This is a genomic window from Meinhardsimonia xiamenensis (genome assembly GCF_900102905.1).
In the GTDB taxonomy this organism is placed as follows: domain Bacteria; phylum Pseudomonadota; class Alphaproteobacteria; order Rhodobacterales; family Rhodobacteraceae; genus Meinhardsimonia; species Meinhardsimonia xiamenensis.
Window position 1 is genome coordinate 211,413 of sequence record NZ_FNFV01000004.1, and the last position, 23,590, is coordinate 235,002.

Annotated in this window: 24 protein-coding genes and 1 pseudogene; 11 read left to right on the top strand and 14 right to left on the bottom strand. The window is 66.5% G+C overall.

The window, feature by feature from the left end:
- Positions 1–58 precede the first annotated feature (58 nt).
- The 3 genes from BLQ14_RS10095 to BLQ14_RS10105 form a co-directional block, all read right to left on the bottom strand.
- Complete coding sequence (locus BLQ14_RS10095) at positions 59–637, bottom strand: MotE family protein (protein ID WP_092500437.1); 579 nt, start codon at positions 635–637, stop codon at positions 59–61.
- 62 nt (positions 638–699) lie between these two features.
- Complete coding sequence (locus BLQ14_RS15425) at positions 700–1,188, bottom strand: hypothetical protein (protein ID WP_176759539.1); 489 nt, start codon at positions 1,186–1,188, stop codon at positions 700–702.
- A gap of 14 nt (positions 1,189–1,202) precedes the next feature.
- Positions 1,203–1,736: a flagellar basal body-associated FliL family protein gene (locus tag BLQ14_RS10105; protein WP_245657067.1), complete on the bottom strand. Its 534-nt coding sequence runs from the start codon at positions 1,734–1,736 to the stop codon at positions 1,203–1,205.
- 151 nt (positions 1,737–1,887) lie between these two features.
- On the opposite strand from BLQ14_RS10105, the gene fliF reads away from it, so the two are divergent.
- The 8 genes and pseudogenes from fliF (at position 1,888) to BLQ14_RS10145 (ending at position 10,616) form a co-directional block, all read left to right on the top strand.
- The gene (gene fliF, locus BLQ14_RS10110) at positions 1,888–3,522 is read left to right on the top strand and encodes a flagellar basal-body MS-ring/collar protein FliF (protein WP_092500439.1); all 1,635 of its coding nucleotides are present in this window, start codon (positions 1,888–1,890) and stop codon (positions 3,520–3,522) included.
- On the top strand, positions 3,522–4,160 hold the full coding sequence (locus BLQ14_RS10115) for a hypothetical protein (protein WP_092500440.1): 639 nt from the start codon (positions 3,522–3,524) through the stop codon (positions 4,158–4,160). The genes fliF and BLQ14_RS10115 overlap by 1 nt, the downstream gene beginning before the upstream one ends.
- Complete coding sequence (locus BLQ14_RS10120) at positions 4,153–4,452, top strand: FliM/FliN family flagellar motor switch protein (RefSeq protein ID WP_092500441.1); 300 nt, start codon at positions 4,153–4,155, stop codon at positions 4,450–4,452. Before BLQ14_RS10115 ends, BLQ14_RS10120 begins: the two co-directional genes overlap by 8 nt.
- A gap of 118 nt (positions 4,453–4,570) precedes the next feature.
- Entirely contained in the window at positions 4,571–5,275 is a 705-nt protein-coding gene (gene fliP / locus BLQ14_RS10125) for a flagellar type III secretion system pore protein FliP (protein WP_425412102.1), read from the top strand.
- 274 nt (positions 5,276–5,549) lie between these two features.
- Positions 5,550–6,566 carry an amino acid ABC transporter substrate-binding protein gene (locus BLQ14_RS10130; protein ID WP_092500443.1) on the top strand — a complete coding sequence of 339 codons (1,017 nt, stop codon included), beginning with the start codon at positions 5,550–5,552 and terminating at the stop codon, positions 6,564–6,566.
- Between the two features lie 150 nt (positions 6,567–6,716).
- A complete protein-coding gene (locus tag BLQ14_RS10135) occupies positions 6,717–7,928 on the top strand; it encodes an amino acid ABC transporter permease (RefSeq protein ID WP_092500444.1) in 1,212 nt (403 codons plus the stop codon).
- Positions 7,929–9,141: 1,213 nt separating this feature from the next.
- Positions 9,142–9,795, top strand: a pseudogene (locus tag BLQ14_RS15670) (amino acid ABC transporter permease); the annotation flags it as partial.
- Positions 9,796–9,812: 17 nt separating this feature from the next.
- The gene (locus tag BLQ14_RS10145; RefSeq protein ID WP_092500446.1) at positions 9,813–10,616 is read left to right on the top strand and encodes an amino acid ABC transporter ATP-binding protein; all 804 of its coding nucleotides are present in this window, start codon (positions 9,813–9,815) and stop codon (positions 10,614–10,616) included.
- A 99-nt stretch (positions 10,617–10,715) separates the two neighbouring features.
- Here the strand turns inward: BLQ14_RS10145 and BLQ14_RS10150 are convergent, their stop codons facing one another.
- The 11 genes from BLQ14_RS10150 to rpmH form a co-directional block, all read right to left on the bottom strand.
- On the bottom strand, positions 10,716–11,222 hold the full coding sequence (locus BLQ14_RS10150) for a SixA phosphatase family protein (RefSeq protein ID WP_092500447.1): 507 nt from the start codon (positions 11,220–11,222) through the stop codon (positions 10,716–10,718).
- A complete protein-coding gene (locus BLQ14_RS10155; protein WP_092500448.1) occupies positions 11,219–11,881 on the bottom strand; it encodes a ferredoxin in 663 nt (220 codons plus the stop codon). Before BLQ14_RS10155 ends, BLQ14_RS10150 begins: the two co-directional genes overlap by 4 nt.
- Positions 11,882–11,886: 5 nt before the next feature.
- Positions 11,887–12,750, bottom strand: a complete 864-nt coding sequence (gene argB / locus BLQ14_RS10160) for an acetylglutamate kinase (protein ID WP_092500449.1) — start codon at positions 12,748–12,750, stop codon at positions 11,887–11,889.
- Between the two features lie 54 nt (positions 12,751–12,804).
- On the bottom strand, positions 12,805–13,467 hold the full coding sequence (gene yihA / locus BLQ14_RS10165; RefSeq protein WP_092500450.1) for a ribosome biogenesis GTP-binding protein YihA/YsxC: 663 nt from the start codon (positions 13,465–13,467) through the stop codon (positions 12,805–12,807).
- Between the two features lie 18 nt (positions 13,468–13,485).
- Entirely contained in the window at positions 13,486–14,238 is a 753-nt protein-coding gene (locus BLQ14_RS10170) for an MOSC domain-containing protein (RefSeq protein WP_092500451.1), read from the bottom strand.
- Positions 14,235–16,100 carry a membrane protein insertase YidC gene (gene yidC, locus BLQ14_RS10175; protein WP_092500452.1) on the bottom strand — a complete coding sequence of 622 codons (1,866 nt, stop codon included), beginning with the start codon at positions 16,098–16,100 and terminating at the stop codon, positions 14,235–14,237. The genes BLQ14_RS10170 and yidC overlap by 4 nt, the downstream gene beginning before the upstream one ends.
- A 204-nt stretch (positions 16,101–16,304) precedes the next feature.
- On the bottom strand, positions 16,305–17,861 hold the full coding sequence (locus BLQ14_RS10180; protein WP_092500453.1) for a bifunctional diguanylate cyclase/phosphodiesterase: 1,557 nt from the start codon (positions 17,859–17,861) through the stop codon (positions 16,305–16,307).
- 86 nt (positions 17,862–17,947) lie between these two features.
- Positions 17,948–18,820: a tRNA 2-thiocytidine(32) synthetase TtcA gene (ttcA, locus tag BLQ14_RS10185; RefSeq protein WP_092500454.1), complete on the bottom strand. Its 873-nt coding sequence runs from the start codon at positions 18,818–18,820 to the stop codon at positions 17,948–17,950.
- Positions 18,821–18,923: 103 nt separating this feature from the next.
- Positions 18,924–19,145 carry a membrane protein insertion efficiency factor YidD gene (yidD, locus tag BLQ14_RS10190; RefSeq protein ID WP_092500455.1) on the bottom strand — a complete coding sequence of 74 codons (222 nt, stop codon included), beginning with the start codon at positions 19,143–19,145 and terminating at the stop codon, positions 18,924–18,926.
- Positions 19,142–19,570 (bottom strand): ribonuclease P protein component, encoded by a 429-nt coding sequence (rnpA, locus tag BLQ14_RS10195; protein WP_092500456.1) that lies wholly within the window; start codon positions 19,568–19,570, stop codon positions 19,142–19,144. The genes yidD and rnpA overlap by 4 nt, the downstream gene beginning before the upstream one ends.
- A 23-nt stretch (positions 19,571–19,593) precedes the next feature.
- Positions 19,594–19,728, bottom strand: a complete 135-nt coding sequence (gene rpmH, locus BLQ14_RS10200; protein ID WP_092500457.1) for a 50S ribosomal protein L34 — start codon at positions 19,726–19,728, stop codon at positions 19,594–19,596.
- Between the two features lie 261 nt (positions 19,729–19,989).
- Here rpmH and BLQ14_RS10205 point away from each other — a divergent pair, with 261 nt between their 5' ends.
- From BLQ14_RS10205 to BLQ14_RS10215, 3 genes are read left to right on the top strand one after another with little or no spacing between them, the layout of a single operon-like run.
- Positions 19,990–20,724: a TVP38/TMEM64 family protein gene (locus BLQ14_RS10205; RefSeq protein WP_092500458.1), complete on the top strand. Its 735-nt coding sequence runs from the start codon at positions 19,990–19,992 to the stop codon at positions 20,722–20,724.
- Between the two features lie 3 nt (positions 20,725–20,727).
- Positions 20,728–22,146, top strand: coding sequence for a dihydrolipoyl dehydrogenase family protein (locus tag BLQ14_RS10210; protein ID WP_092500459.1), 1,419 nt, complete (start codon positions 20,728–20,730; stop codon positions 22,144–22,146).
- 23 nt (positions 22,147–22,169) lie between these two features.
- Positions 22,170–23,576, top strand: a complete 1,407-nt coding sequence (locus BLQ14_RS10215; protein ID WP_092500460.1) for a sensor histidine kinase — start codon at positions 22,170–22,172, stop codon at positions 23,574–23,576.
- Positions 23,577–23,590 lie beyond the last annotated feature (14 nt).

The following is a 23,590-nucleotide window of genomic DNA, read 5'->3' on the forward strand; positions in this document are numbered from 1 at the left end:
GTCGAGACCGGTTAAGGGAGGCTTTGCGCTGTGGGATTCTTCTGCGCTGAGGCGCGCACTATTCCCTGGGCGCTCCGGCGTTGCGCCCGGCGAGCACGACGCTGATCGCATAGGCTGCCCGAGGTGTCAGGCCCGCCATGATTGCGGCGGCCGCGTCGGGGCGCATCCGGGCCAGGAAACCGGCCGCAAAATCCGGAGCCATCTGGCTGAAGAGTTCGGCCGCCTCCTTCGGTTTCATGTTCTCGTAAACAGCCGTCAGGCGGGAGATGTCATCCTCGGCGCCGGTCTCGACACGGCTGATCGTGCCTGACAGGCGCGCCTCGGCGTCTTCGAGTGCCTCGAGCTTCTGGAGTATTTCCTTCCTGGTCGCCGCCAATCTGGCCTCTTGAGCGGCGATCGCTGCCTCACGTTCTTCCACCTTTTTGAGGCGCGTGCTCAGCTCCGTGACCAATGCGCCGATCTCGTCATCCGAGGGACAGCTGGTCACCGTCCTGGTTCCTGTCGCTGGCTCCGCGGGAGACGGGTGCACCTCGATCCCGAGCGTCGCGGCGTCCCGCGAGGTCAAGGCGTGCCCTCCGCCGTAACCGGCCGCGGCGCGCACCACCGCAGAGGAGACAAGGAGCGCGGCGATCAGCATCAGCACGCCTCCTCCCCGCGCAATCCGCCTCGACCGGGTGTTGGCAGGGTTGATCGCTCGCTTCATTCGGCGGCCTCCCGCGGATTGGGCCGTCGGCTTCTGAACAGCGTCCCGACGCGCTCTTCCTTTGCAAGTGCTTGTTTTACAGCGGCTTCGCCTTCCTGGCGTTGCGTGCCCGTGCGCATGATCGTGGAAGCGCCATCGCTGGCTCCGCCATCTCGCGCGCTCTGCTTCTCAGTCCTCGAAGTGTCGGAAGCGCCGGGAATGTCGTGCATGGACGCGACAAGCAGCTCCAGTTTGCGGGCAACGGCGTCGGCTCTTCCGGTCAGCTCGGCCAGGTCCCGCGTGGCGCTTCCGGCCGTGTCCTGTGCGCTCTGAAGCGCTCTGGTCATGTCGTCGACCTGGGCAGAAAGAACGGCGATTGCGCCACCGACGCCCTTCTCAAGATCGGTGAAGCGGCTCAGGCGGCGCGACAGGATGAAACAATAAAACGCCGCCCCGGCTGCTCCCCCGATCAGCAAGATGTCGGCGATCTGCTCAAGCACTGGCATGGACGGCTCGCTTTTCAGTTCAGGACGAATTCCATGATGAGCAGGTCGCGCACGCGCTCCTCCCCCGCGACGAGCTGGATCCGTCGGAGCAGCTGCGCCCGCAGGCGAATCAGCGCAGAGGGCGCCTCGAGCTCGGAGGGCTCGACGGCGCGAAGATAGCCGTTGATGACGTCAACCACGCGCGGCATCAGCGCGGCGACCTCGGTTTCGCTTCCGGCGCGGACTTCGAGCTCGGAGCGGAATTTCAGATGTCGGTTCCGACCCGCCCGGCCAAGGTTGATCACCACTGGCTCGACGGGAACAAAGGCGATGTTGTTCAACGGGCTGTCACTTGTTTCGGTCGCGCCCTCGACGCCGTTGTGCGCGCGCGTTGCACCGTCGTGCTCGGCCTTTCCGGCGCCTTCACCGATGGGAAGCAGACCGAGGTAGCTCGCTGCGAAGCCGCCGGCTCCCATGAGCAGGAAGCCGACAACCCCGATCAGGAACGGCAGTTTCGACCGCTTCCTTTCCGCTTCGGCCGCTGCCTCGGTTTCCGGTGCCCCTGTCAAGCAGACCCTCCATCGATCGCCTCTGCCGCGGCTCGTCATAACCCCGGAGCAACTAACCGATTGTTAAGTCCGGTCGAACAAGGATGCGTTGCAGCGAATTTGGCGTTCGCGCGCCGGGGCGGCCGGCAAGTGACTTCCAGAAGGAGGTGTCGTGCAGGAGATTCTCTCGCGGCTTGCGGCGCTGGACATGCGGCGGCGGGTGGTCCTCGCGGTCGCGGCTCTAGCCATGCTCGCGGCGTTTCTGGGGATACTGCGCATTGCGGCGATCCCGGAAAGGGCGCTGTTGTACGCCGGCCTAGAGCCGGGCGCTGCCGGCGAGGTCATCGCGGCTCTCGAGCAGCGGGGCGTCGCATTCGAGGTTCGCGGAGAGGCGATCTTCGTTCCCGTCGCCGAGCGTGACGCGCTCCGCATGGCGCTTGCCGCCGAAGGGCTGCCGGCCAATTCGCCCAAGGGCTACGAGCTGCTCGATTCGCTCACGGGTTTTGGCACAACATCGCAAATGTTCGATGCGGCCTATTGGCGGGCCAAGGAAGGCGAGCTTGCGAGAACCATTCTCGCGTCGCCGGGCATGCGAAGCGCGCGCGTGCACATCTCCAGCCCGTCGACCAACCCTTTCAGGCGCGATGTGCGGCCCACGGCCTCGGCCAGCGTGGTCGCGCAGTCGCGCCTGAGCCCGGCGCAAGCGCGCGCCATCCGGTACCTGATCGCCTCCGCGGTGGCCGGTCTCACGCCCGAGGACGTATCGGTCATCGATGCGGCGGCGGGAGTGGTCGTGACGGGAGACGACGCGGACGAGGCCGCCTCGGCAACCGATCGGGCGGAACGGCTGCGGCGCAACATCGAGCGGATCCTCGAGGCGCGAGTGGGTCCAGGGCGCGCCGTGGTGGAGGTGAGCGTCGAAACCGAGCGCGCGCGCGAGGCGATTACCGAGCGACGTTTCGACCCGGAGGGACGGGTGGCCATCAGCTCCGACACGCGAGAGCGCACCAGCACGTCTCAGGAAAGGGGCGGTGCCGCGGTCACGGTGGCCAGCAACCTGCCCGACGGAGACGCAGGCGGGGACGAGGCGAGCCAGGCCGAAGACAGCGAAACGCGCGAGATCGTCAACTACGAAGTCTCCGAGATCAGGCGCGAGGTGGTGCGAGCGCCGGGGAGTGTGCGGCGCATCTCGGTCGCGGTGCTCGTCGATGGCATCCGCGAGACGGATCCGGCAACCGGCGAGATCGGCTGGCGCCCGAGAAGCGAAGAGGAACTGGCGGCTCTGCGGGAGCTTGTCGCCTCGGCCGTGGGCTTCGATGCCGACCGCGGTGATACGATCACATTGAAGTCGATGGAGTTTCCCCCGCTCGAGCCGGTCGGAACCGAAGCGGCGCCTACACCCTTCGCGTTGGCCGAGTTGGACCTCGCGCGGCTTGTTCCGCTTGCCGTTCTGGCCCTTGTCGCGCTTGTCCTCGGCCTTGGGGTTGTAAGGCCGATTCTGGCGGCAAGGGGCCGGCCGGAGCCGTTGGCGCTCACGCCCCGGGAACGGGCGGCGCCGGCGCTCGTCAGCGGCGCGGGCGGTGCAGGCATGCCGCGGGAGCCGACAGGCCTGCCCGCCACGGAACCGGCGCAGGCGATTGCGGTGTTGCCCTTCGAGGCCGGTGAGGGGCGACCCGAGGGCGCCGCGGAGGGGCCGCGCACATCGGAGGATCCCGTCGAGCGTCTGCGGACCCTGATCGAGGCGCGGCGCGAAGAAACCGTGCGCATCCTGCGCAGCTGGATGGATGATCACGAGGAGGCGGGCTGATGTGCGCGGCGGTTCTTCTCGAGGAGTTCGCGCAGGAGCCGGGCCGGCCGGGCTCGGACGCGGAGCCGCCGGCCGGCGGCAGTCCTTCCGCAGCGCAGTCGTTGCAGCCTACGTCCGTGCAGGAAGCGTGTGCCTCGCGCACATGGGAGCAGGGTTACCAGGCGGGCTGGGACGACGCGGTGCGGGCGGAGGCTGAGTCGCGGCAACGGATCGGGGCGGAATTGGCCCGCAGCCTTCAGGAGATCAGCTTTACCTTCTTCGAGGCGCGCGCGGAGGTGAGCGCCGCGCTTCAGCCGCTGCTTCGGCAGATGGTCGAAGCGGTGTTTCCGGCCGTCGTGGCCGATGCGCTTGCCCTTGCCCTGTCCGAGCAGATCGACGAGCTCCTCCTCGAAGCCTCGCCCGGGCTCGAGCTTGTCGTCGCACCCGGGGCGTGGCCAGCCATTGCGGAGAGGTTTGCAGAAAGGCTCCCACCTTCGGTGACGATTGTGGAGGCGGCGAGTCTCGCGGAGGGGCAGGCGTATCTGCGCGCCGCGCGCAGGGAGCGGCTGATTGACGTGAACGCGGCGATCAAAGCGGTCCGGACGGCGGTGGAAGCGTTTTTCGAACAGCAGAGAGAGGAGAAAGCTGCCAATGCCTGAGAACAAGCCGCAGCCCGCCGCGCCGCCGGGCGATGGTTCCGGCCGCCCCTTCTGGGAGGTTCCGATCGAGGTGCGGGTCTGCGTGGGGCACGCGCGGCCACGGATCGGCGAGCTTCTGGCACTTGGTCCCGAGGCGGTCCTGCCCCTAGATCGGCGGGTCGAGGATCCGGTTGAGCTTTATGTGGGTGACCAGCTGATTGCGCGGGGAGAGCTCCAGGAGCTCGACGGCGATCGGGCAGGCCTGCTCGCGGTGAAGCTCACCGAGCTGGCGCGCTCATCGGCCAGGGAGTGAGGCGATATGGAAGGTGGCCGAAATGCGTGATCCTGCGGTCCGCGACCGGCGTTCCGCGGACCGGGCTTGCGGCAAACCAGGCGCGTGGCGGGGCGTTCGGGCCGCTATCGCCGTGGCGCTGCTGCTCTGTGCGGGGACTTGGGCACAGGAGCTTCAGGCACAGGAGCTGACGATTGATCTCGGCGAGGGCGGGAGCCTCGCGGCGAGGACGATCCAGCTCTTGCTGCTGGTCACCGTGCTCAGCCTCGCGCCGGGGCTCGCGATGATGATCACGTGTTTCCCGTTCATCGTCACCGTGCTGTCGATCCTGCGCCAGGCGATCGGGCTGCAACAGGCGCCCCCCAACATGCTCATCGTCACTCTGGCGCTGTTTCTGACCTATTTCGTCATGGAGCCGGTCTTTACACAGGCGTGGGATGCCGGGGGCAAGCCGTTTGCCGATGGCGAGATGGAACTCGAGGAGGCCTTTTCGGCGGCCATCGAGCCGTTTCGAGCCTTCATGCTTGCCCGTGTGGAGCCCGAGACCCTGAGCCGCCTTGCCGCGCTGCGGCCGCAGCCGCCGGGTTCCCCGGGAGCGCCTCTCTCGATTCTGGTGCCGGCGTTCCTGCTCAGCGAAATCGCCCGTGCCTTCCAGGTGGGGTTCGTGATCTTTCTGCCGTTTCTCATCATCGATCTCGTGGTGGCGGCGGTGCTGATGTCGATGGGCATGATGATGGTGCCTCCGGCGGTCGTTTCCCTGCCATTCAAGCTTGCCTTCTTCGTGGTTGCCGACGGCTGGACGCTGGTTTCCGAGGCGCTCGTGCGCGGCTACCTCTCGAACTGAACGGCGCGCGTCGCACGAAGCCTCGCGGATGTCCTGCCCGTGTACGGCCTGCACCGTCACGTGCCTGCGATTGCACGATGCAACTTGCGGGCAAGCAGAGAGAAAAATCTGGAACGTGAGGCTCGGACGTCGCGGCACTTGGCCTTGACCTGTGGTGCAAAATCCGCACACACTGCCTCACGCAGAGGGGGGACCACTGCCTTCGCACGTTTTGGCCGGTTGCGACCGGCCATCCAAACCGCTTTGAAAGGCGGACAATCAGGAAGAGGTAAAAATGAAGACAACCGCTTTGCTTGGGGCTCTGACCGTGGCCGGTCTTTCGGCCGGCGCCGCCGCGGCGGCAACGCTCGATGACGTCAAGGCCCGCGGGCATCTAAACTGTGGCGTGACCACCGGCCTGGCCGGGTTTGCCGCGCCGAATGCCAACGGGGTGTGGGAAGGTTTTGACGTGGCTGTCTGCCGCGCTGTTGCCGCGGCGATCTTCGGCGATCCGATGGCGGTGGAATTCACGCCGACGACGGGACAGACCCGCTTCACCGCTCTCGCTTCCGGCGAGGTGGACATGCTGGCGCGCAACACCACCTGGACCTTCACCCGCGATGTCGACCTGAAGTTCGACTTCGTCGGCATCAACTATTACGACGGTCAGGGTTTCATGGTGCCCAAGTCGCTCGGCGTCAGCTCCGCCAAGGAGCTTGATGGCGCCACCGTGTGCATCCAGACCGGCACCACCACCGAGCTCAATCTCGCGGACTTCTTCCGCGCCAACAACATGGCTTACGAGCCGGTGCCGATCGAGACCAACGCCGAAGCGCAGCAGCAGTTCCTCGCTGGCGCCTGTGACGTCTACACCACCGACGCCTCCGGCCTTGCCGCGACGCGCGCGACCTTCGAGAACCCGCAGGACTACGTGATTCTGCCGGAAATCATCTCGAAGGAGCCTCTCGGCCCGCTCGTGCGTCATGGGGACAACGAATGGGGCGATCTGGTGCGCTGGGTGCTCAACGCGCTGATCGCGGCGGAAGAGCTGGGCATCACCTCGGCAAACATCGACGAACTGGCCAAGGGCACCAGCAACCCCGAGATCAACCGCATTCTCGGCGTCGAGGGCAATCTTGGCGAGATGCTCGGCCTGTCCAAGGACTGGGCGATCAACGCGATCAAGGCCAACGGCAACTATGGCGAGATCTTCGCCAAGTACATCGGCGAGAACACCCCCATCGGGCTCGCCCGTGGCCTGAATGCCCAGTGGAAAGACGGCGGGCTGCTTTATTCGCCGCCCTTCCGCTGATATCGGAGACTGCAGTGGGGGGCGCGGTCGGCTGATCGCGCCCCTTCCGCATACCCGGGAATCGGCAAGCAAGGCCGGACCTGACCGCGCCGGGCGGGACGGGAGACCCGCGGCGGCGCTGCGGAAAGGGAGCATGGGGGAGCGCCCGCGATGACAACCGTGACCGACCCGCGCAGCGAGTCGTTTCGTCTCAGCCAGCTCATCTACGACACGCGCTATCGGTCGCTGACCATTCAGGCCGTGGCAATGGCGTTGATCGTGCTGATGCTCAGCTGGCTGGTCAGCAACACCGTCCAGAACCTGCAGGCGCTGGGCAAGGACTTCGACTTCGGGTTTCTTTTCGAGCGCGCCGGTTATGACATCAACCAGCGACTCATCGAATATGATTCGAACTCCACCCACGGGCGGGCCGCGCTCGTCGGAATACTCAACACGCTTCTGGTGGCGTTTCTCGGCTGCGTGACGGCCACCGTCCTTGGAATATTCGCCGGCGTGCTGCGCCTCTCGAAGAACTGGCTCGTCTCGCGGCTGATGGCGGTTTACGTCGAGGGGTTCCGCAACGTTCCGCTGCTTTTGTGGATCATCGCGTTCTTCGCCATCATGACCGAAGCGATGCCGGCTCCCCGCGCCTTCAGGACGGGTGAGGCGGAGATGGCGCTGTTCGACACCGTGGCGGTGACCAACAGGGGCGTCTACATTCCCGCGCCGGTCCTGCATGACGGTGCGGGGGTGCTCATCACTGTCCTTCTCGCCTCGCTCGCGGGTATCTGGGCGTTTCGCCGTTATGCGCGCCGCCTCCAGGACGAAACCGGCAGGATCCTGCCGGTCGGCTGGATCTCGCTCGCCATTCTCGTCTTGCCAAACCTTGTCGCCTATTTCCTGCTCGGCCGCCCGATCACTCTCGACTACCCGGAGCTTGGCGGCTTCAACTTCAAGGGCGGGCTGCATCTGCGCAACTCGCTGATTGCGCTGTGGCTGGCGCTTTCGGTTTATACCGGGGCGTTCATCGCCGAGATCGTGCGCGCCGGCATCCTGTCGGTCAGCAAGGGGCAGACCGAGGCCGCCTATGCGCTGGGGCTCAGGCCCGGGCGGACCATGCGGCTTGTTATCCTGCCGCAGGCGCTCAGGGTGATCGTGCCGCCGCTGATCTCTCAGTTCCTCAATCTCACCAAGAACTCCTCGCTGGCGATCGCGGTCGGTTACATGGATGTGCGCTCGACGCTTGGGGGGATCACCATCAACCAGACGGGGCGCGAGCTCGAGGGCATGCTGCTGCTGGGCGGTTTCTACCTTGCGGCGAGCCTCATCATCTCGGCGGTGATGAACTTCTACAATGCCTCCATCAAGCTGAAGGAGCGGTGAGATGAGCGAGACCCACGCAGAAGCCGGGCTTGCCTATGTGCGGGAGACGATGCTCCCGCCGCTCGAGCCGCCGCTCACCGAGACCGGCGCAATCAAGTGGATTCGCGAAAATCTGCTCTCGTCATGGCTCAACGTCATCCTGACGGCGGCGTCGATCTTCGTGATCTGGTTCCTGTTGAGCCATATCATCCCATGGCTGTGGCACACGGTGTGGAATGCGGGTTCGCTCAACGAATGTCGCGAGGTGCGCGATGCCCTGTGGGGGCCTGACGTGCCCTCGGCCTGTTTCGCCGTGATTCACGAGCGTTGGAACCAGTTTCTCTTCGGCTTCTATCCGGCCGAGCTCTACTGGCGTCCGGTTCTGGCCCTGGTGCTGTTCTTCGTCGCGCTCGCCCCGGTGCTTTTTTCGGAAAAGGTGCCGGGCCAATTGCTGGTTGTCACGGTCGTCTACCCCTTCGTCGGCCCCTGGCTGATCTGGGGCGGGTCGTTCTGGTTTCCGGGGCTGATCGCCCTCGGTTTCGTGGCCGCGTGGCTTGCTTGGAGACTGACCTCTTCTCGCTGGGGGGCAATCGTCGGGACGCTGGCAGCCATTGCCGCAGCCGTCGTGTGGTGGGGGGTGCTCACCCCGCTTCTCGATGACGGAATTAATCGGCTCGTCGGCGGCTTGAAGATGGAAGCAACCGAAGCGCGACTGGCGGAGGCGGTGGAGACACTTCCCCAGCGCATCAGCGCGCTCGAAGAGACTCGCGATGCGCTCGACATTCGTATCCGCGAGGCGGAGGAGCGCAAGGCGGAGCTGATCGCGCAAATCGTCGAGGCACGCGCGAACGGTCGTGTCGACGCGCTCGACACCCTGCGCACCGAGCTTCTGGCACAGATGAGGCTTCTTACCGACCTGCGCCTTGAACGGCAGGAGCTGAGCCAGCGCATTGGCCGCCTTTCTGCCGAGCTGTCGGAGACCTCGGGCCTGCTCAGCTCAATTCGCTCGCTGCCGGAGCGTCTCGCGGCTCTACCGGAGCTCAAGCGCAAGGAAAGGGAGCTGCGTGACGCCCTGCCGCCCGAGGCGGCGGCGCTGGGCCGTCTCGTGCCGATTCCGCCTGACCTGCCGGCCGAGGCCGCCGAGGCGCTCAAGGCGTGGCGCGCTGCGGCTGACGCTGTGACGACAGCCGAGCAGAGCATTCAGCACACCTACGCCGCGGTTGCGCTCACCGGGCTCAAGCCCGTTACCAGCCGGGAAATCGGCGGCTTCATGCTGGCGCTTATCATCGGCATCGCCGGAATCGTGCTGTCGCTGCCGCTGGGTATCCTGCTGGCGCTCGGGCGGCAATCCGAGCTCCTGATCATAAACAAGTCGTCGGTGGCCTTCATCGAAACGATCCGGGGCGTGCCGCTGATCGTGTGGCTTTTCACCGCCTCGCTGTTGCTCAACTACTTTCTGCCGCCGGGCACCAATTTCGACCTCATGTTGAGGGTGATCATCATGGTGACCCTTTTCGCCGCGGCCTACATCGCCGAGGTGGTGCGCGGCGGCCTCGCGGCATTGCCGCGCGGTCAGTATGAGGCCGCGGCGGCGCTCGGGCTCGATTACTGGAAGTCGATGCGGCTCGTCATCCTGCCGCAGGCGCTTAAGATCTCGATCCCGGGGATCGTCAACACCTTCATCGGCCTGTTCAAGGATACCACGCTCGTGGTGTTCATCGGGCTTCTGGACCCGATCGGGCTGACCAACACCGTGCGCGCCGACAGTGCATGGAACGGCATCTACTGGGAGCTGTTCGTCTTCATTGGCGCGCTGTTCTTCATCTTCTGCTTCGGCATGGGGCGCTACTCGATCTATCTCGAGAAGAAGCTCCACACCGGGCACTGACAGGGAGGGCCTAGAGCATGGCCGATGTGGCAACCGTCTCCATTGCCGAGCGCGAGATCAACCGGAGCCAGATGAAGGTTTCGGATGAGGTCGCGATTCAGATCGAGAACATGAACAAGTGGTACGGCTCGTTCCATGTTCTGCGCGACATCAACCTCACCGTCTATCGCGGCGAACGTATCGTCATCTGCGGGCCGTCGGGCTCGGGAAAGTCGACGCTCATCCGTTGCATCAACCGGCTTGAGGAGCATCAGAAAGGACGCATCGTCGTCGACGGCACGGAACTTTCCTCGGACCTGAAGAACATCGACAAGATCCGCTCCGAAGTGGGGATGGTGTTTCAGCACTTCAATCTGTTTCCCCACCTGACCATCATGGAAAACTGCACGCTCGCGCCGATCTGGGTGCGCAAGATGCCGCGCAAGGAGGCCGAGGAAATCGCCATGCATTTCCTCACCAAGGTCAAGATCCCCGAGCAGGCAAACAAGTATCCCGGCCAGCTTTCCGGTGGCCAGCAGCAGCGCGTGGCGATTGCCCGCGCGCTCTGCATGCGCCCGAGGATCATGCTGTTCGACGAGCCTACCTCGGCGCTTGATCCGGAGATGATCAAGGAAGTGCTGGACACAATGATCGAGCTGGCGGAAGAGGGCATGACCATGCTCTGCGTTACCCACGAGATGGGTTTTGCCCGCCAGGTGGCGAACCGTGTCATTTTCATGGATCAGGGCCAGATCGTGGAACAGAACGAACCCGAGGAGTTCTTCAACAATCCACGCTCGGACCGCACGAAGCTGTTCCTGAGCCAGATCCTCGGTCACTGATGCCGCCGGCGGCCCGCCGTCAAGCGCGCCGTGGATCGGGTGGTTCCATCAGGGTGATCGGTGAGCCGGGCGCTTTCGCGGGAAGCGGGGCGCCCGGTCTCAGCCGAGGTCGCGGGGCACGGTGAAGGCGGCGACCTCGCCCATGCCCCACTCTGTTTCGCTCCAGTCGTTGACCGGCATGTCAATGACGGTTGTGGCCGCCGTGGGGTAGCGTTCGAAACGGGCATGGCGCGGGGGCTCCGAGACGAGAGCCCGCGCGGCGAGGCCGACGCCTGGATTGTGGGCGACGAGAAGCACCGGGCTTGCCGCGCCCGCGCGCCGCAGCGCCGCAAGGATGTCGTGGGGCGGGGCATGATAAAGTTCCGGAAGCCATCGCACCTCGGCGCCACTTTGCAACGCTGCTTCCATCTCTTCCCAGGTCTCGCGGGTGCGCCGCGAGTCCGACGAGAGAACCAGCTCGGGCACATCGCCCCGTTCCCGCAACCATGCCCCGATGGCGCGGGCCGCGCTGCGCCCGCGCGCATTCAGCGGACGGGCGTGATCGGTCAGAGTGGGGTCGTCCCAGCTTGATTTGGCGTGTCTGGTGAGAATGAGGCGCAGGCTCATGTCAGAAAGGCCTTCATGTGGAATGACGCTTGTGCCTCCTTCTGGAGATGGTCTCGCGAAAGCGGACAGGCGCAACGTACGGCGCAGCCGCGTCGCATGCAGCTCTGCCCTTCCTCGCCGCGCAGCCAGGTTCGGCAGGCGCGGACATCATACCCGTCCGGCCCGATGGCTCCAACCGGGCAGGCGCAGAGGCAGGGACGGGTGGCGCAGCTGTCGCAGGGCCGGGTGGACGCCGTTTCCGGCAACGCGATGCGGCGGCTGAAGATCAGTGCGCCGCGGTAGGAAACCATGAGGCCGGCGCGGTCGTGCACGAGCATGCCTGTGGGCGAAGGCCAAGCCCTCCCGCTGCGACGCGCCCAGGCGAGAAAGGGCGGGTAGGGCGGCCCGTCAGAGGGGAAGATGGCCCTCGCACCGAAGGAGCGCGCGATCGCACCGATGACCCTCTTCGACCATCGGTCGAGCGGGTCTGGCAGCCCGTCGCGCGATTCTGGGCTGTCGGTGAAGCGTTTCCACATCGCGCCCGCCGGTCCGGGGCCGACGAGCAGGAGAGTGGCGGCGGTGGCAGGCAGTGCATCGCCGGCGGTGGGGTGGAAACCGCCCAGCACCGCAAGGCCGTGGGCGGCGGCCGCGGCTTCGATATTGGCAAACGCGTTGGCCAACTGGATCAGCCGGCACGAATGAGCGTGCCGGCACCGTGATCGGTGTAAAGCTCCAGAAGGCAGGCGTTGGGTGCGCGGCCATCGAGGATCACCACCGCGCGCACGCCGCCAGAGATGGCGGCCAGCGCGGTTTCGGTCTTCGGGATCATGCCGCCCGAAATCACGCCCTCGGCGGTCAGGCGGCGGATCTCGGCGGCGGTGAGCTGGGTCAGCACGTTGCCTTCGGCGTCCTTCACGCCCTCGACATCGGTGAGCAGCAGCAGCCGGTCGGCTGCGAGGGCCGCGGCAATGGCGCCGGCAGCCGTGTCACCGTTGACGTTGAACGTCTCGCCGTGCCGTCCCGTCCCGATGGGCGCGATCACCGGAATCATCTCGGCTTGTGCGAGCCGCCGCAGGAAGCCGGCGTTCATGTCCTTCGGCGTCCCGACAAAGCCAAGCGCAGGGTCGGCCGGCTCGCACACCATCAGGTTGGCATCCTTGCCCGAAAGCCCGATCGCCTGCCCGCCCTGGGCGTTGATCGCCTGCACGATCCGCTTGTTCACCCGCCCCGAAAGCACCATCTCGACGACTTCGACGGTGGCCTCATCGGTCACCCGCTTGCCGCCGACGAACTCGGAGACGATGCCAAGCTTCTTGAGCATGGCATTTATCATCGGCCCGCCACCGTGAACGATCACCGGATTCACGCCGACCTGGCGCATCAGCACCACATCGCGGGCAAAAGAGTCGAGCGCCGCGTCATCTCCCATGGCGTGGCCGCCGAGCTTGATGACGACGGTGGCGCCGTCGTAACGCTGAAGATAGGGCAGCGCGGCCGACAGGGTGCGCGCGGTTGCGATCCAGTCTCGGTTCATCGGCTGTCGTCTCATCGGCTGTGGCTCCGGCGGCGGTGGGCAATGTGGTAGCCCGAGGGTGGCGGCGGCTCAAGCCTGCGAGTCGATGCCGGCGATGATGGCCCGCAGGGTGGCCATGCCCTCCCCCGTCTGCGAGGAGGTCATCAGGATCTCCGGATAGGCGGCGGCATGGCGCGCGAGCCGCTCGCGCACCTGATCCAGCACCCTTTTGCGGCCGCCTGCCTTGATTTTGTCGGTCTTGGTCAGCACCAGCTGAAAGGTCACCGCCGAGCGGTCGAGAAGGTCCATGATCTCTTCATCGACCGGTTTCACCCCGTGGCGCGCGTCGATGAGAAGGAAGGCGCGGCGCAGGTTGGGCCTGCCTGCGAGGTAGGATTTCATCAGCTTCTGCCAGCGCTCGACGGTCCTGACTGGCGCGTTGGCGAAGCCATAGCCGGGCAGGTCAACCAGATAGTGCGTCTCGCCGAGGGCGAAGAAGTTTACCTCCCGAGTGCGCCCCGGCGTGTTGGAGGCGCGGGCCAGCCCCTTGCGTCCGGTCAGCGCATTGATGAGGCTTGACTTGCCAACATTGGAGCGGCCGGCAAAGCAGACCTCCACCCGGTCTCCAGGCGGCAGCCCCTCCATGCTCACCACGCCCTTGAGAAACGATACCGGCCCGGCGAAGAGCCGGCGCCCGGCCTCTGCGGCCTCGGCCTCCGGTTCACCGGCAAGCGGAAAGGAAAGGCTCGTCATCTCACGCCGCCCTTCATGTCAAAGCGGCTCAACCGGATCGCCAACGGCAACGCGCCCCCCCGCCACGACTTCCGCGTAAATACCGAAGTCGCGATGGCCCCAGCCCTCTTCCAACACGCCGAGCGTATCGGCATCGCGTCGGCCGGTATCGGGGTTTGCCGTCGTGGCAAGGCAACGCGCGATGCGCTCACGCACCTTCAGGCGCGCCTGGCCAAGTCGAAGCTCGCGGCCGATCCATTCGAACTCCTGCCATGGGGCGAGCCCCTCCAGCCAGAAGTTGCCCCGCCAGCGTTTGGGAGAAAGCGGCCGGCCAAGGCGCTGCTCAACGGCGCGGTGCGAGGACAGATTGGTGATGCTCACCGAGGGATAGTCGGTATCTGTCCATCCCCTTTGCCTGCCCGCCCGCACCAGTGCCACGGGGGCGGCGCGCCCCTCGGGCATCAGCGGACGAACCCAGTCCAGAAAGGCCGCCTGCTCGCATTCGGGGTCGAAGGAGAGCGACCCGATCTCGGGATGATGCAGCGTCAACCGCCCTGAAGCCTCCTCAAGACGCGCCTCCATCGCCATCAGCGCCGGCGCTTTCGCGCCTCTCGTGAAATTCACGCACGGGGCCCATCCGCCATCCTCGGGCAGGCGCGCGGCCTCGTGTGCCACGGCCCAGCGGCGATCCCACGGCAGGGTGGCACCGGCTGCAAGCGTCACCGCCTCCAGCGCCTCCCGCCCGTGTCCCTTCACGGGATAGCGCCAGATGCCGGCGACCAAGGCGGTCATTTCTTCGCTCCGCTTCCCTTCGTCCTGCCACCGGCCGGCTTGTCTTCGTTCGCCTTCCTGTTGCGGCGGAAGCTCGCGAGGATGTTGCCGAACACATCGGGCTTGTAGCCGTGCATGCGCATGATCGTGTACTGCTGGATGAAGGTCAGCGTGTTGTTGGCGATCCAGTACAGGATCAGCCCCGAGGCGAAGTGGCCCAGCATGAACATGAAGATCCACGGCATCCAGGCAAATATCATCGCCTGTGTGGGGTCTGCGGGAGCCGGGTTCAGTTTCTGCTGCAGCCACATGGTGATGCCGAGCACGATGGGCAGGGCACCGATCGAGAAAAGGTACAGGATGGAATCAGGTCCCGGCGCGTCCCACGGCAACAGGCCGAAGAGGTTCATCCAGCTGGTCGGATCGGGCGCGGAAAGATCGCGGATCCAGAGAATCCACGGCGCGTGGCGCAGCTCGAGGGTGACGAAGATAACCTTGTAGAGCGAGAAGAAGATCGGGATCTGCAGCAGTATCGGAAGGCAGCCCGAGGCCGGGTTCACCTTCTCCTTGCGATAGAGCGCCATCATCTCCTGCTGGAGCTTCTGGCGGTCGTCGCCGGCGCGTTCCTTGATCTTCTCCATCTCCGGCTGGAGCTCTTTCATCTTCGCCATCGACACGTAGGACTTGTAGGCGAGGGGAAAGAGGATCGCCTTGATGATCACCGTGAGGCCGATGATCGCCCAGCCCATGTTCCCGATCAGCTTGTTGAGCCAGTGCAGCGCCATGAAGATCGGCTTGGTGAGGAAGAAGAACCAGCCCCAGTCGATGGAGTCGACAAAGCGCTCCACCCCTTCCTCGTTCTGGTAGCGCCGGATCGTCTCCCACTCCTTGGCGCCAGCGAAGAAGCGGATGGTCGAGGAGGCGGTTTCACCGTTCGCCAGGTCGCGGGCAGGCATGATCGCCTCGGCCTGATAGATGTCCCGGCGTGCGTCGTACTTGGCCACGGCGCGGAAGGCGCTCTGCTGATCGGGGATCAGCGTGGTCATCCAGTAGTGGTCGGTGAAGCCGATCCAGCCGGAGCGTTCGACGGGCGTGACCTCGGCCCGCGCGCCCAGCGTCTCGTCATAGGGGTAATCGGCGATGTCGTCGTAATCGGCCTCGGTCAGCGTGCCGTCGGCCATCTGGATGAGGCCTTCGTGCAGGATGAAGAAGTTCTTCAGATCCGGTGGCAGGCCGTGCCGGGCCACGAGCCCGTAGGGGGCGAGGCGGACGGTCGCGCCCGAAGTGTTCGTGACGCTCTGGGTGACGGTGAACATGTAGTCCTCGTCCACCGCGATGGTGCGGCGGAAGACGAGCCCCGCGCCGTTGTCCCACACCAGCGTGACCGGTGAGCCCGGCGCCAGGGTCTCGCCCTCTTCGACCCGCCATGGCGTGCGCGCGCCGGGCACCGCGTCGAATCCGAGGCTGCCGCCGGGGGCCCACCCGAAAAGCGCGTAGTAGGCATGCTCCTCTCCCGTCGGCCGCAGAAGCGAAACCTCCGGGCTGTCGGGCTCGATCGTCTGGCGGTAGTCCTTGAGCCTCAGCGTATCGATCCGCCCGCCGGCAAGGGCGATGGCACCGTCAAGGCGGGGCGTGTCGATGGCGATCCGTCCCATGTCCTCGATGGAGGCGTCCGCCGCCGTGGCGCCGGGGGCCGAGGGCGCCGTGGTGGCGGTGGCTGGCGCCGGGGTGGACGAGCCGGCAATCGGAGCGCTGCTGACCGGCAGTTCCGGTGGCTGGGCGTTTGGCGACGGCTCCTCCGGCGGGAAGAGCACGAACCAGACCAGGATCACCAGGAAGCTCAGCGCCGTCGCCAGGATCAGGTTCTTGTTCTGATCATCCATTTTCGGCCACCACTCGCGTTTTCAGGTGGGGCCGGTTCAACAGCCCGTCTCGGCAAAGGTCAAGCGGAATTGAGGGCTGATTCTCGCTGTCTCGCCTGCAACCGGTCCGCCGGGAGGGGCGCGCAACGCACCCGGCGCACGGCCGGGTGCAGACCCGCAGACGTGTGCCGAGGTGGGCCACGCGGCACGCGGGCGGCCCGCCGCTCAGCCGGCGGCGCGACGGTGCACCGCCGCGGGAATGGCCTTTCGTCGCCGTTCGGCCAGCCAGCGCAGGCTGTCGGCGAACGGCATCGGCCGGGCAATGCCGTAGCCTTGCACATGACCGCAACCGAGCTGTGCGAGGATTGCGTGCTCGCCAAGGCTTTCAACCCCTTCGGCCAGAGTGTCCACCCCAAGGCGTGCCGCGAGTTCGAGGATGGCCGACACCATGCGGCGCTGTTCCTCGTCGCTGTCCACCCGGGTGACGAGCGAGCGGTCAATCTTGATGCGTCCCACCCGGAACCGGCGGATATTGGCAATTGCCGCGTGACCGGTGCCGAAGTCGTCAAGGTCGATGTTGCAGCCAAGCTCGGCAAGCTGTGTCACGTTGCGGATGATGACGTCCGCGCCCATTTCCGAGATGGCCGACTCCAGCACTTCGACGACCAGACGGCCTGGGGCGATTCCGGCAGAATCACGGGCCCAGAGGATGCGTTGCGGGAGTAGCGGGTCGGCAAGATCCTCGTGGGAGAAGTTGACGGCAACCCGCGGCACGTCAAACCCGGCCTCGTCCCAGCCCTGAATGGCCCGGGCGGCCTCGCCGATCATGCGGTCGGTGAGCTTGCGTTGCAGCCCTGCGGACTCGATCACCGGCAGGAATGCCGCAGGCGCAATCACGCCCCGCTCTCGATGCACCCATCGGGCAAGCGCTTCCATGCCGCTCACCGCGCCCGTCTCGGTCGATACCTGCGGCTGAAACCAGGCCACGATCTGGCCCTCCTCGAGTGCCGTGGCAATCTCGGCCTCGATGCCGCCGGTCGCCTTCGCCCGGCGCGCCGCCGACGCTCCCGGTACATGGGCACGGATCGAGCCGGGCCCGTTCAGTCGCGCGGCGCGCAGTGCCTCGTGGGCGGCGCTGCGGCACGCCGCCCCGCAGGCTTCGGGTGCGTGCCACGGCAGGCAGAAGCCCACGGACGCGGTCGCGTGGAGCCGCTGCCCGCCAATCGCAAGGGGGGTGGCAAGCGCCTTCTGCAGGCGTGCGGCCAACTCGATCAGGGCTTCAAGATCAAGGTTCTGAACCGGCGCCAGGGCAACGGAGAACCCGCCTTCTCCGTCCCGGGCAACGACATCTCCGGCGCGCAGGGCGCCCTGTAGCCGCCAGCCCCATTCCCGCATCGCTGCGGCCCAGGCGGGCTCGCCGAGCCGCGGCCGCAGCGTTTCCCAGTCATCGATCGACAGGGCCAGACAGGCGCTTCTGCGACCGGTTTCCTCCGCCTCGGCATACGCCATGTCAAGTGCCGCCTCGACGGCCAGCGGAAGGGCAAGACCGGTGTCCGCGTCCCGTCCGCCGTCGAACTGATTTCGCCTGTTGCCGCCGAAGAGATGCAGAAGACCTGTCGCCGCCGGCAGGAACATCGCCGAGACGAGCAGCATCGCTTCACCGCCATACCAGTAGCCGGCCAGAGTGAGTGCGGGGACGAAAGCCAGGAGCTGCGGACCCATCAGAAGGGTGCGCAGCGCGGCAAGGCCCGCAGTGGTGATCTGTATCAGTCGGTGAAGCATCGATCCCTCTCCGAGAGGCCAGGGGAGTGCCCGGAGTGATCCGGGCTCGCGGGCTCGATGCTAGGAAGCCGTTCGCGAAGGGGCGGTTAATCCTCGTCGTCAAGTTGCGAAGGATTTTCCCGATCACCCGCCGTTTCCTTCCGTTGCAGCCCGGCGAAGTCGAAGAGGGCAGGATCGAGCAGGTGCGACGGGCGCGCGTTCATCAGCGCGCGGAACATCTTCTGCCGGCGCCCCGGATGCGCCTTTTCCCATTGGTCGAGCATCGCCTTGACGGCCATGCGCTGCAACCCGTCCTGGCTGCCGCACAGATTGCACGGGATGATCGGGTAGCCCATCGCACGGGCGAAGCGCTCGCAGTCGGCCTCGGCCACATGTGCAAGCGGACGCAGCACGAAAAGATCGCCCTCCTCGTTGAGGAGCTTGGGCGGCATCGTGGCCAGGCGAGAGCCGTGGAAGAGGTTGAGAAAGAATGTCTCGAGGATGTCGTCGCGATGGTGGCCGAGCACCACCGCCGAGCAGCCTTCCTCGCGGGCAATGCGGTAGAGGTGGCCGCGGCGGAGGCGCGAGCAGAGAGCGCAATAGGTACGCCCTTGCGGCACCTTGTCGGTGACGATGGAATAGGTGTCCTGATACTCGATGCGGTGCGGCACGCCCATGCGCTCGAGAAACTCCGGCAGCACCGTTGCCGGAAAGCCCGGCTGGCCCTGATCGAGATTGCAGGCCAGAAGCTCGACCGGCAGAAGCCCGCGCCATTTCAGCTCATGCAGGATGGCCAGAAGCGTGTAGCTGTCCTTTCCGCCCGAGAGGCAGACGAGCCAGCGTGCGCCGCGCTCGACCATGCCGTATTGCTCGATCGCTTCCCGCGTCTGCCGGACGATCCGCTTGCGCAGCTTGCGGAACTCGGTCGTCGAGGGCGCGCCGTGAAACAGCGGATGGATCTCGTCGGTGTCGTCGAGCATTGGGATCCTCAAGGCCGGCTGGCCTGCCTTATCCGAGCAGCGGCGAGAGCGTCAATGTCCGCGGGCGCCAGGGGATGCGGCACCCGGCCCCCAAAAGCAAGGCCTAATCGGGCACGTTGTCCACGCCCGAACCGCCCCAGGGGTGGCAGCGGGCGATGCGGCGGGCGGCGAGCCAGCTGCCCTTCAGCGCACCGTGCCTTTCGAGCGCTTCAAGGGCATATGCCGAACATGTGGGCTCAAAGCGGCATGAATGTCCGACCCATGGCGAAAGCAGCAGCCGGTAGGCGCGCACGGGCAGGGCGACGAGATGGGCGAGCGGGCTCATTTCCCTTCCCTGGTGTTGCGATGCAGAGCCTCGAGCGCGCGGCGCAGCTCCTCGCGCATGGTGGCAAAGTCGCGGCTCGCCGTCACCTCCCTGCGCCCGACAAGCACATAATCCCATCCGGGCCGCCCATGGGCCGGCAGTTCGAGCCGGGCGATCTCGCGCAGCCGCCGCTTGGCTCGGTTGCGCTGCACGGCGCCGCCAACCTTCTTCGAAGCGGTGAACCCGACGCGGATGCGCCCCTCGTCGGGCTCGTTCTCGCCGCGGCGGCGGGCCTGAAGGATGAAGCCGGGTGTGGCCCGGCGCTGGGCCCGGGCGGCACGCAGGAAGTCCGCGCGGCGCTTGAGCCGCTCGACACGAATCGAAGCCGCCGGGCAGGGCGCGGCCGGCCTTTCGACTGGCTCGCGCGTGCCCGACGGCCCGTGCATGGTCTGATCCGGCGCTGACGCCCTCAGGCGCTCAGCCGCTTGCGCCCGCGCGCGCGGCGGGCGTTGATGATCTTGCGCCCCGCCTTGGTGGCCATGCGCGCGCGAAAGCCGTGACGACGCTTGCGCACGAGGTTGGAGGGCTGGAAAGTGCGTTTCATGTCCGTCTCCGTCTCGTCGCCCGAACCGCGCTTGCTGCAGCGGCGGACGACCCTCTTGCTGAACCGCTTGCCGGGCCTCTCGGGGCCGGGAAATCCTCGAAGCCCGCCTGTTAGCGGCAGGCCGGGGCGGTGTCAATCGCGCGGTGCGGGATGCGACTTCCGGGCTCACGTCACATCAAGGCGGCGTGAGCGGACTTCCACCCGGTTGCGGCGCCTATCATGTTGTTGCGACGGATTGTGCCAGTCGTGAAGGACGAAGGGATGAGCGAGATGAGCGAACCGGCGCGCCGGCGGGGCGCGCTCCATGTGCTGCCGCTGATGGCAATTCTCGGCGTCGCCGTGGTCGGTGCCCTCACCCTGCGCGATTGGCTGACCTTCGAGATCCTCGCCGCCAACCGCGAGGCGCTTATCGCCCTGCGCGACGCGAATTATCTGGCTGCGGTCGGTCTCTTCATGGCAGCCTATGTGATCATCGTCGCCTTCTCGCTGCCCGGCGCGACGCTTGCCACGCTGACCGGTGGCTTTCTGTTCGGCACCTTTCCGGGCGTGTTCGTCAACGTCACCGCCGCCACTCTCGGCGCAACGGTGATCTTCCTGGCCGCGCGCTGGGGGTTCGGCGAGCGCCTTGCCGCGCGGATGGACGAGAGCCAAGGCGCCATCCACCGCATCAAGCAGGGGATCGACGAAAATCAGTGGTCGGCCCTTTTCCTGATTCGGCTTGTGCCCCTGATACCCTTCTTCGTGGCCAATCTCGTCCCGGCCATGCTGGGCGTGCCGCTGCGGCGCTTCGTGATATCCACCTGGCTCGGCATCATGCCCGGCGCTTTCGTCTACACCTCTGCCGGCGCGGGGCTTGGCGCGGTCTTCGACGCCGGAGATGCACCCGACTTTGGGGTGATCTTCACCCCGCCGGTGCTGATCCCGCTCATCGGCCTCGCGGCGTTGGCGGCGCTGCCGATGCTGCTCAAGCTTCGCCGCCACGCGCGAAGGGCTTGACCCATGGCGCGGATCAACACGGATGTCTGCGTGATCGGTGCCGGAGCCGGGGGGCTGTCGGTGGCCGCGGGCGCCGCCCAGATGGGCGCGCGCGTGGTGCTCGTCGAAGGCGGGCGGATGGGCGGGGACTGCCTCAATTACGGCTGCGTGCCGTCAAAGGCGCTGCTGGCGGCGGCGAAGCATGCGCAGGCCATGCGCGAGGGCGCGCGGTTCGGCATCACCCCGGTGGAGCCCGAGGTCGATTATGCCGCGGCGATGGAGCACGTCGCGCGCACCATTGCGGCAATTGCCCCCCATGACAGCCAGGAGCGCTTTGAAGGGCTCGGCGTGAAGGTGATCCGCGAGTGGGGGCGTTTTCTGTCGCCGCGCGAGCTTCAGGCCGGCCCACATGTGATTCGCGCGCGCCGCTTCGTCATCGCCACCGGATCCTCGCCGCTGATACCGCCGATCCCGGGGCTTGATGGCGTGCCCTACCTGACCAACGAAACGCTCTTCGACCTGCGCGAGCGGCCCCGGCATCTCATCGTCATCGGCGGCGGGCCGATCGGGCTGGAGATGGCACAGGCCCATCGCCGGCTGGGCGCTGCGGTAACGGTGATCGAGGGGATGAAGGCGCTCGGCCGCGAGGATCCCGAATGCGGCGCGATCGTGCTCGACCGATTGCGCCGCGAGGGGGTGGAGATCGCCGAGCACATCCCGGCCGAGGCGGTCCGCCTGACGGAGGACGGCGGGGTAGAGGTGATCGGCGCCGACGGCAGGCGGTTCGCCGGTTCGCACCTGCTGGTGGCGGTGGGTCGCAAGGCCAATATCGAGGGGCTCGACCTTGAGCGCGCCGGAGTCGCCCACGACGGGGTGATCCGCGTTGACCGCGGGCTGCGCACCACCAACCGGCGCATCTATGCGATTGGCGATGTGGCCGGCGGGCCGATGTTCACCCATGTCGCGGGCTACCACGCCAGCGTCGTCATCCGATCCATGCTCTTCGCGCTGCCCTCGCGGGCAAGGCAGGAGCATCTGCCCTGGGCAATCTACACCGACCCCGAGCTTGCACAGGTCGGGCTTGCGGAAGCGCAGGCCCGCGCGCGCCACGGCGATCGCATCGAGGTGGTGCGCGTCTCCTATGCCCAGAACGACCGGGCAATGGCCGAGGGCCGGACGGAAGGGCTCATCAAGGTGGTCGTCCACCGCGGGCGGCCCGTGGGCGTGAGCATCGCCGGCGCTCAGGCCGGCGAGCTTGCCAGTCTCTGGGCGCTCGCCATCGCCGCGCGGCTCAGGATGAGCCATGTCGCGGGCATGGTCGCGCCCTATCCGACGACCATGGAGCTTGGAAAGCGGGCGGCGGGTGCCTATTTCTCGCCGCGTCTTTTTGATAGTTCTGTCGTGAGGCGCGCGGTAAGGCTGGTGCAGCGGCTGATCCCCTGAGGCGCCCATGACGGGGTAGGGTCATGTTTCTCAACACCCTCTCGGGCCGCTTCCTGATCCTGACGGTCGTGTTCGTCATGCTGGCCGAGGTGCTGATCTTCGTGCCGTCCGTGGCGCGGTTTCGTCAGGATTACCTCGTCGCGCGGCTCGAACGCGCCCAGATCGCGGCGCTGGCGGTGCTTGCCGACGACATGATCGACGAGACCCTCGAAAGGGAGCTTCTCAGCACCGCAGGGGTCTACAATGTGGTGCTGGTGCGCGACCAGTCGCGTCAGCTGATGCTGAGCTCACCGATCCCGAGCCCGGTTGATGCAACCTACGACATGCGCGACCCGGGGCCGTTGGAGCTGATCGTGGATGCTTTCGCCTGCCTGATGTCGCCGGGCGACAAGGTGATTCGGGTCATCGGTGCGCCGGTCCGCCATGCGGGGCAGCTGATCGAGGTGACCATGCCCGCGGCACCGTTGCGCGCGGCGATGATCGAATACGGGCTGCGCATCCTGGTGCTCTCCGCCGTGATCTCGATCATTACCGCATTCTTCCTGTTCCTGGCGGTGCGCCGCGTGCTCGTCAGGCCCATCGCGCGGGTGGTGGAGGCCATGACCCGCTACGCGGAGGCGCCCGAAGACGCGCGGCGGATCATCGAACCCTCCGCGTCGGTGGTCGAGCTCCGGCAGGCAGAAGAGGCTCTGCGGGCGCTGCAGACGCAGCTGACCGCCGCGCTTCGGCAGAAGCGGCGGCTTGCCCAGCTTGGCGAAGCGGTGGCGAAGGTGAGTCATGACCTGCGCAACATGCTCACCACCGCCCAGCTTCTGGCCGATCGTATCGAGCGCAGCGCCGACCCTTCGGTGGCGCGCGCCGCTCCGAAGCTCGTGGGGTCGATCAGCCGCGCGGTATCGCTGTGCGAGTCGACCCTCGCCTTCGGCCGGGCCGAGGAGCCGCCACCATCGCTGCAGCGTCTGTCGCTGGCCCAGCTGGTGAGCGAGGTGATCGACAGCGAGGCGCTTGCCATGAGCGATGGCGCGCGCGTCTCCTTCATCGATGATGTGCCCGCAGGCATGCAGATCCGCGCCGACCCGGAGCAGCTTTACCGTGTTCTTGACAATCTGGTGCGCAATGCCCGGCAGGCCATCGAGGCAGCGGGGGTGCCCGGCGAGGTGCGCATCTCGGCCCGCGAGGACGAGCGAGAATGGATAATCAGCGTCAGCGACACCGGCCCCGGCCTGCCGGAGCGCGCGCGCGACAAGCTCTTCACGCCGTTTGAAGGCGGCACGCGAAAGGATGGCACCGGTCTAGGGCTTGCCATCGCGATGGAGCTGGTCCGCGGGCACGGGGGGCGCCTCGAGCTTGCCGAGACGGGTCCGGGAGGAACCACCTTCGTCATCCGCCTGCCCAAGAGCATTGTCGCTCTCGAGGCTGCGGCGGAATGAGCGGGATTTTGGCC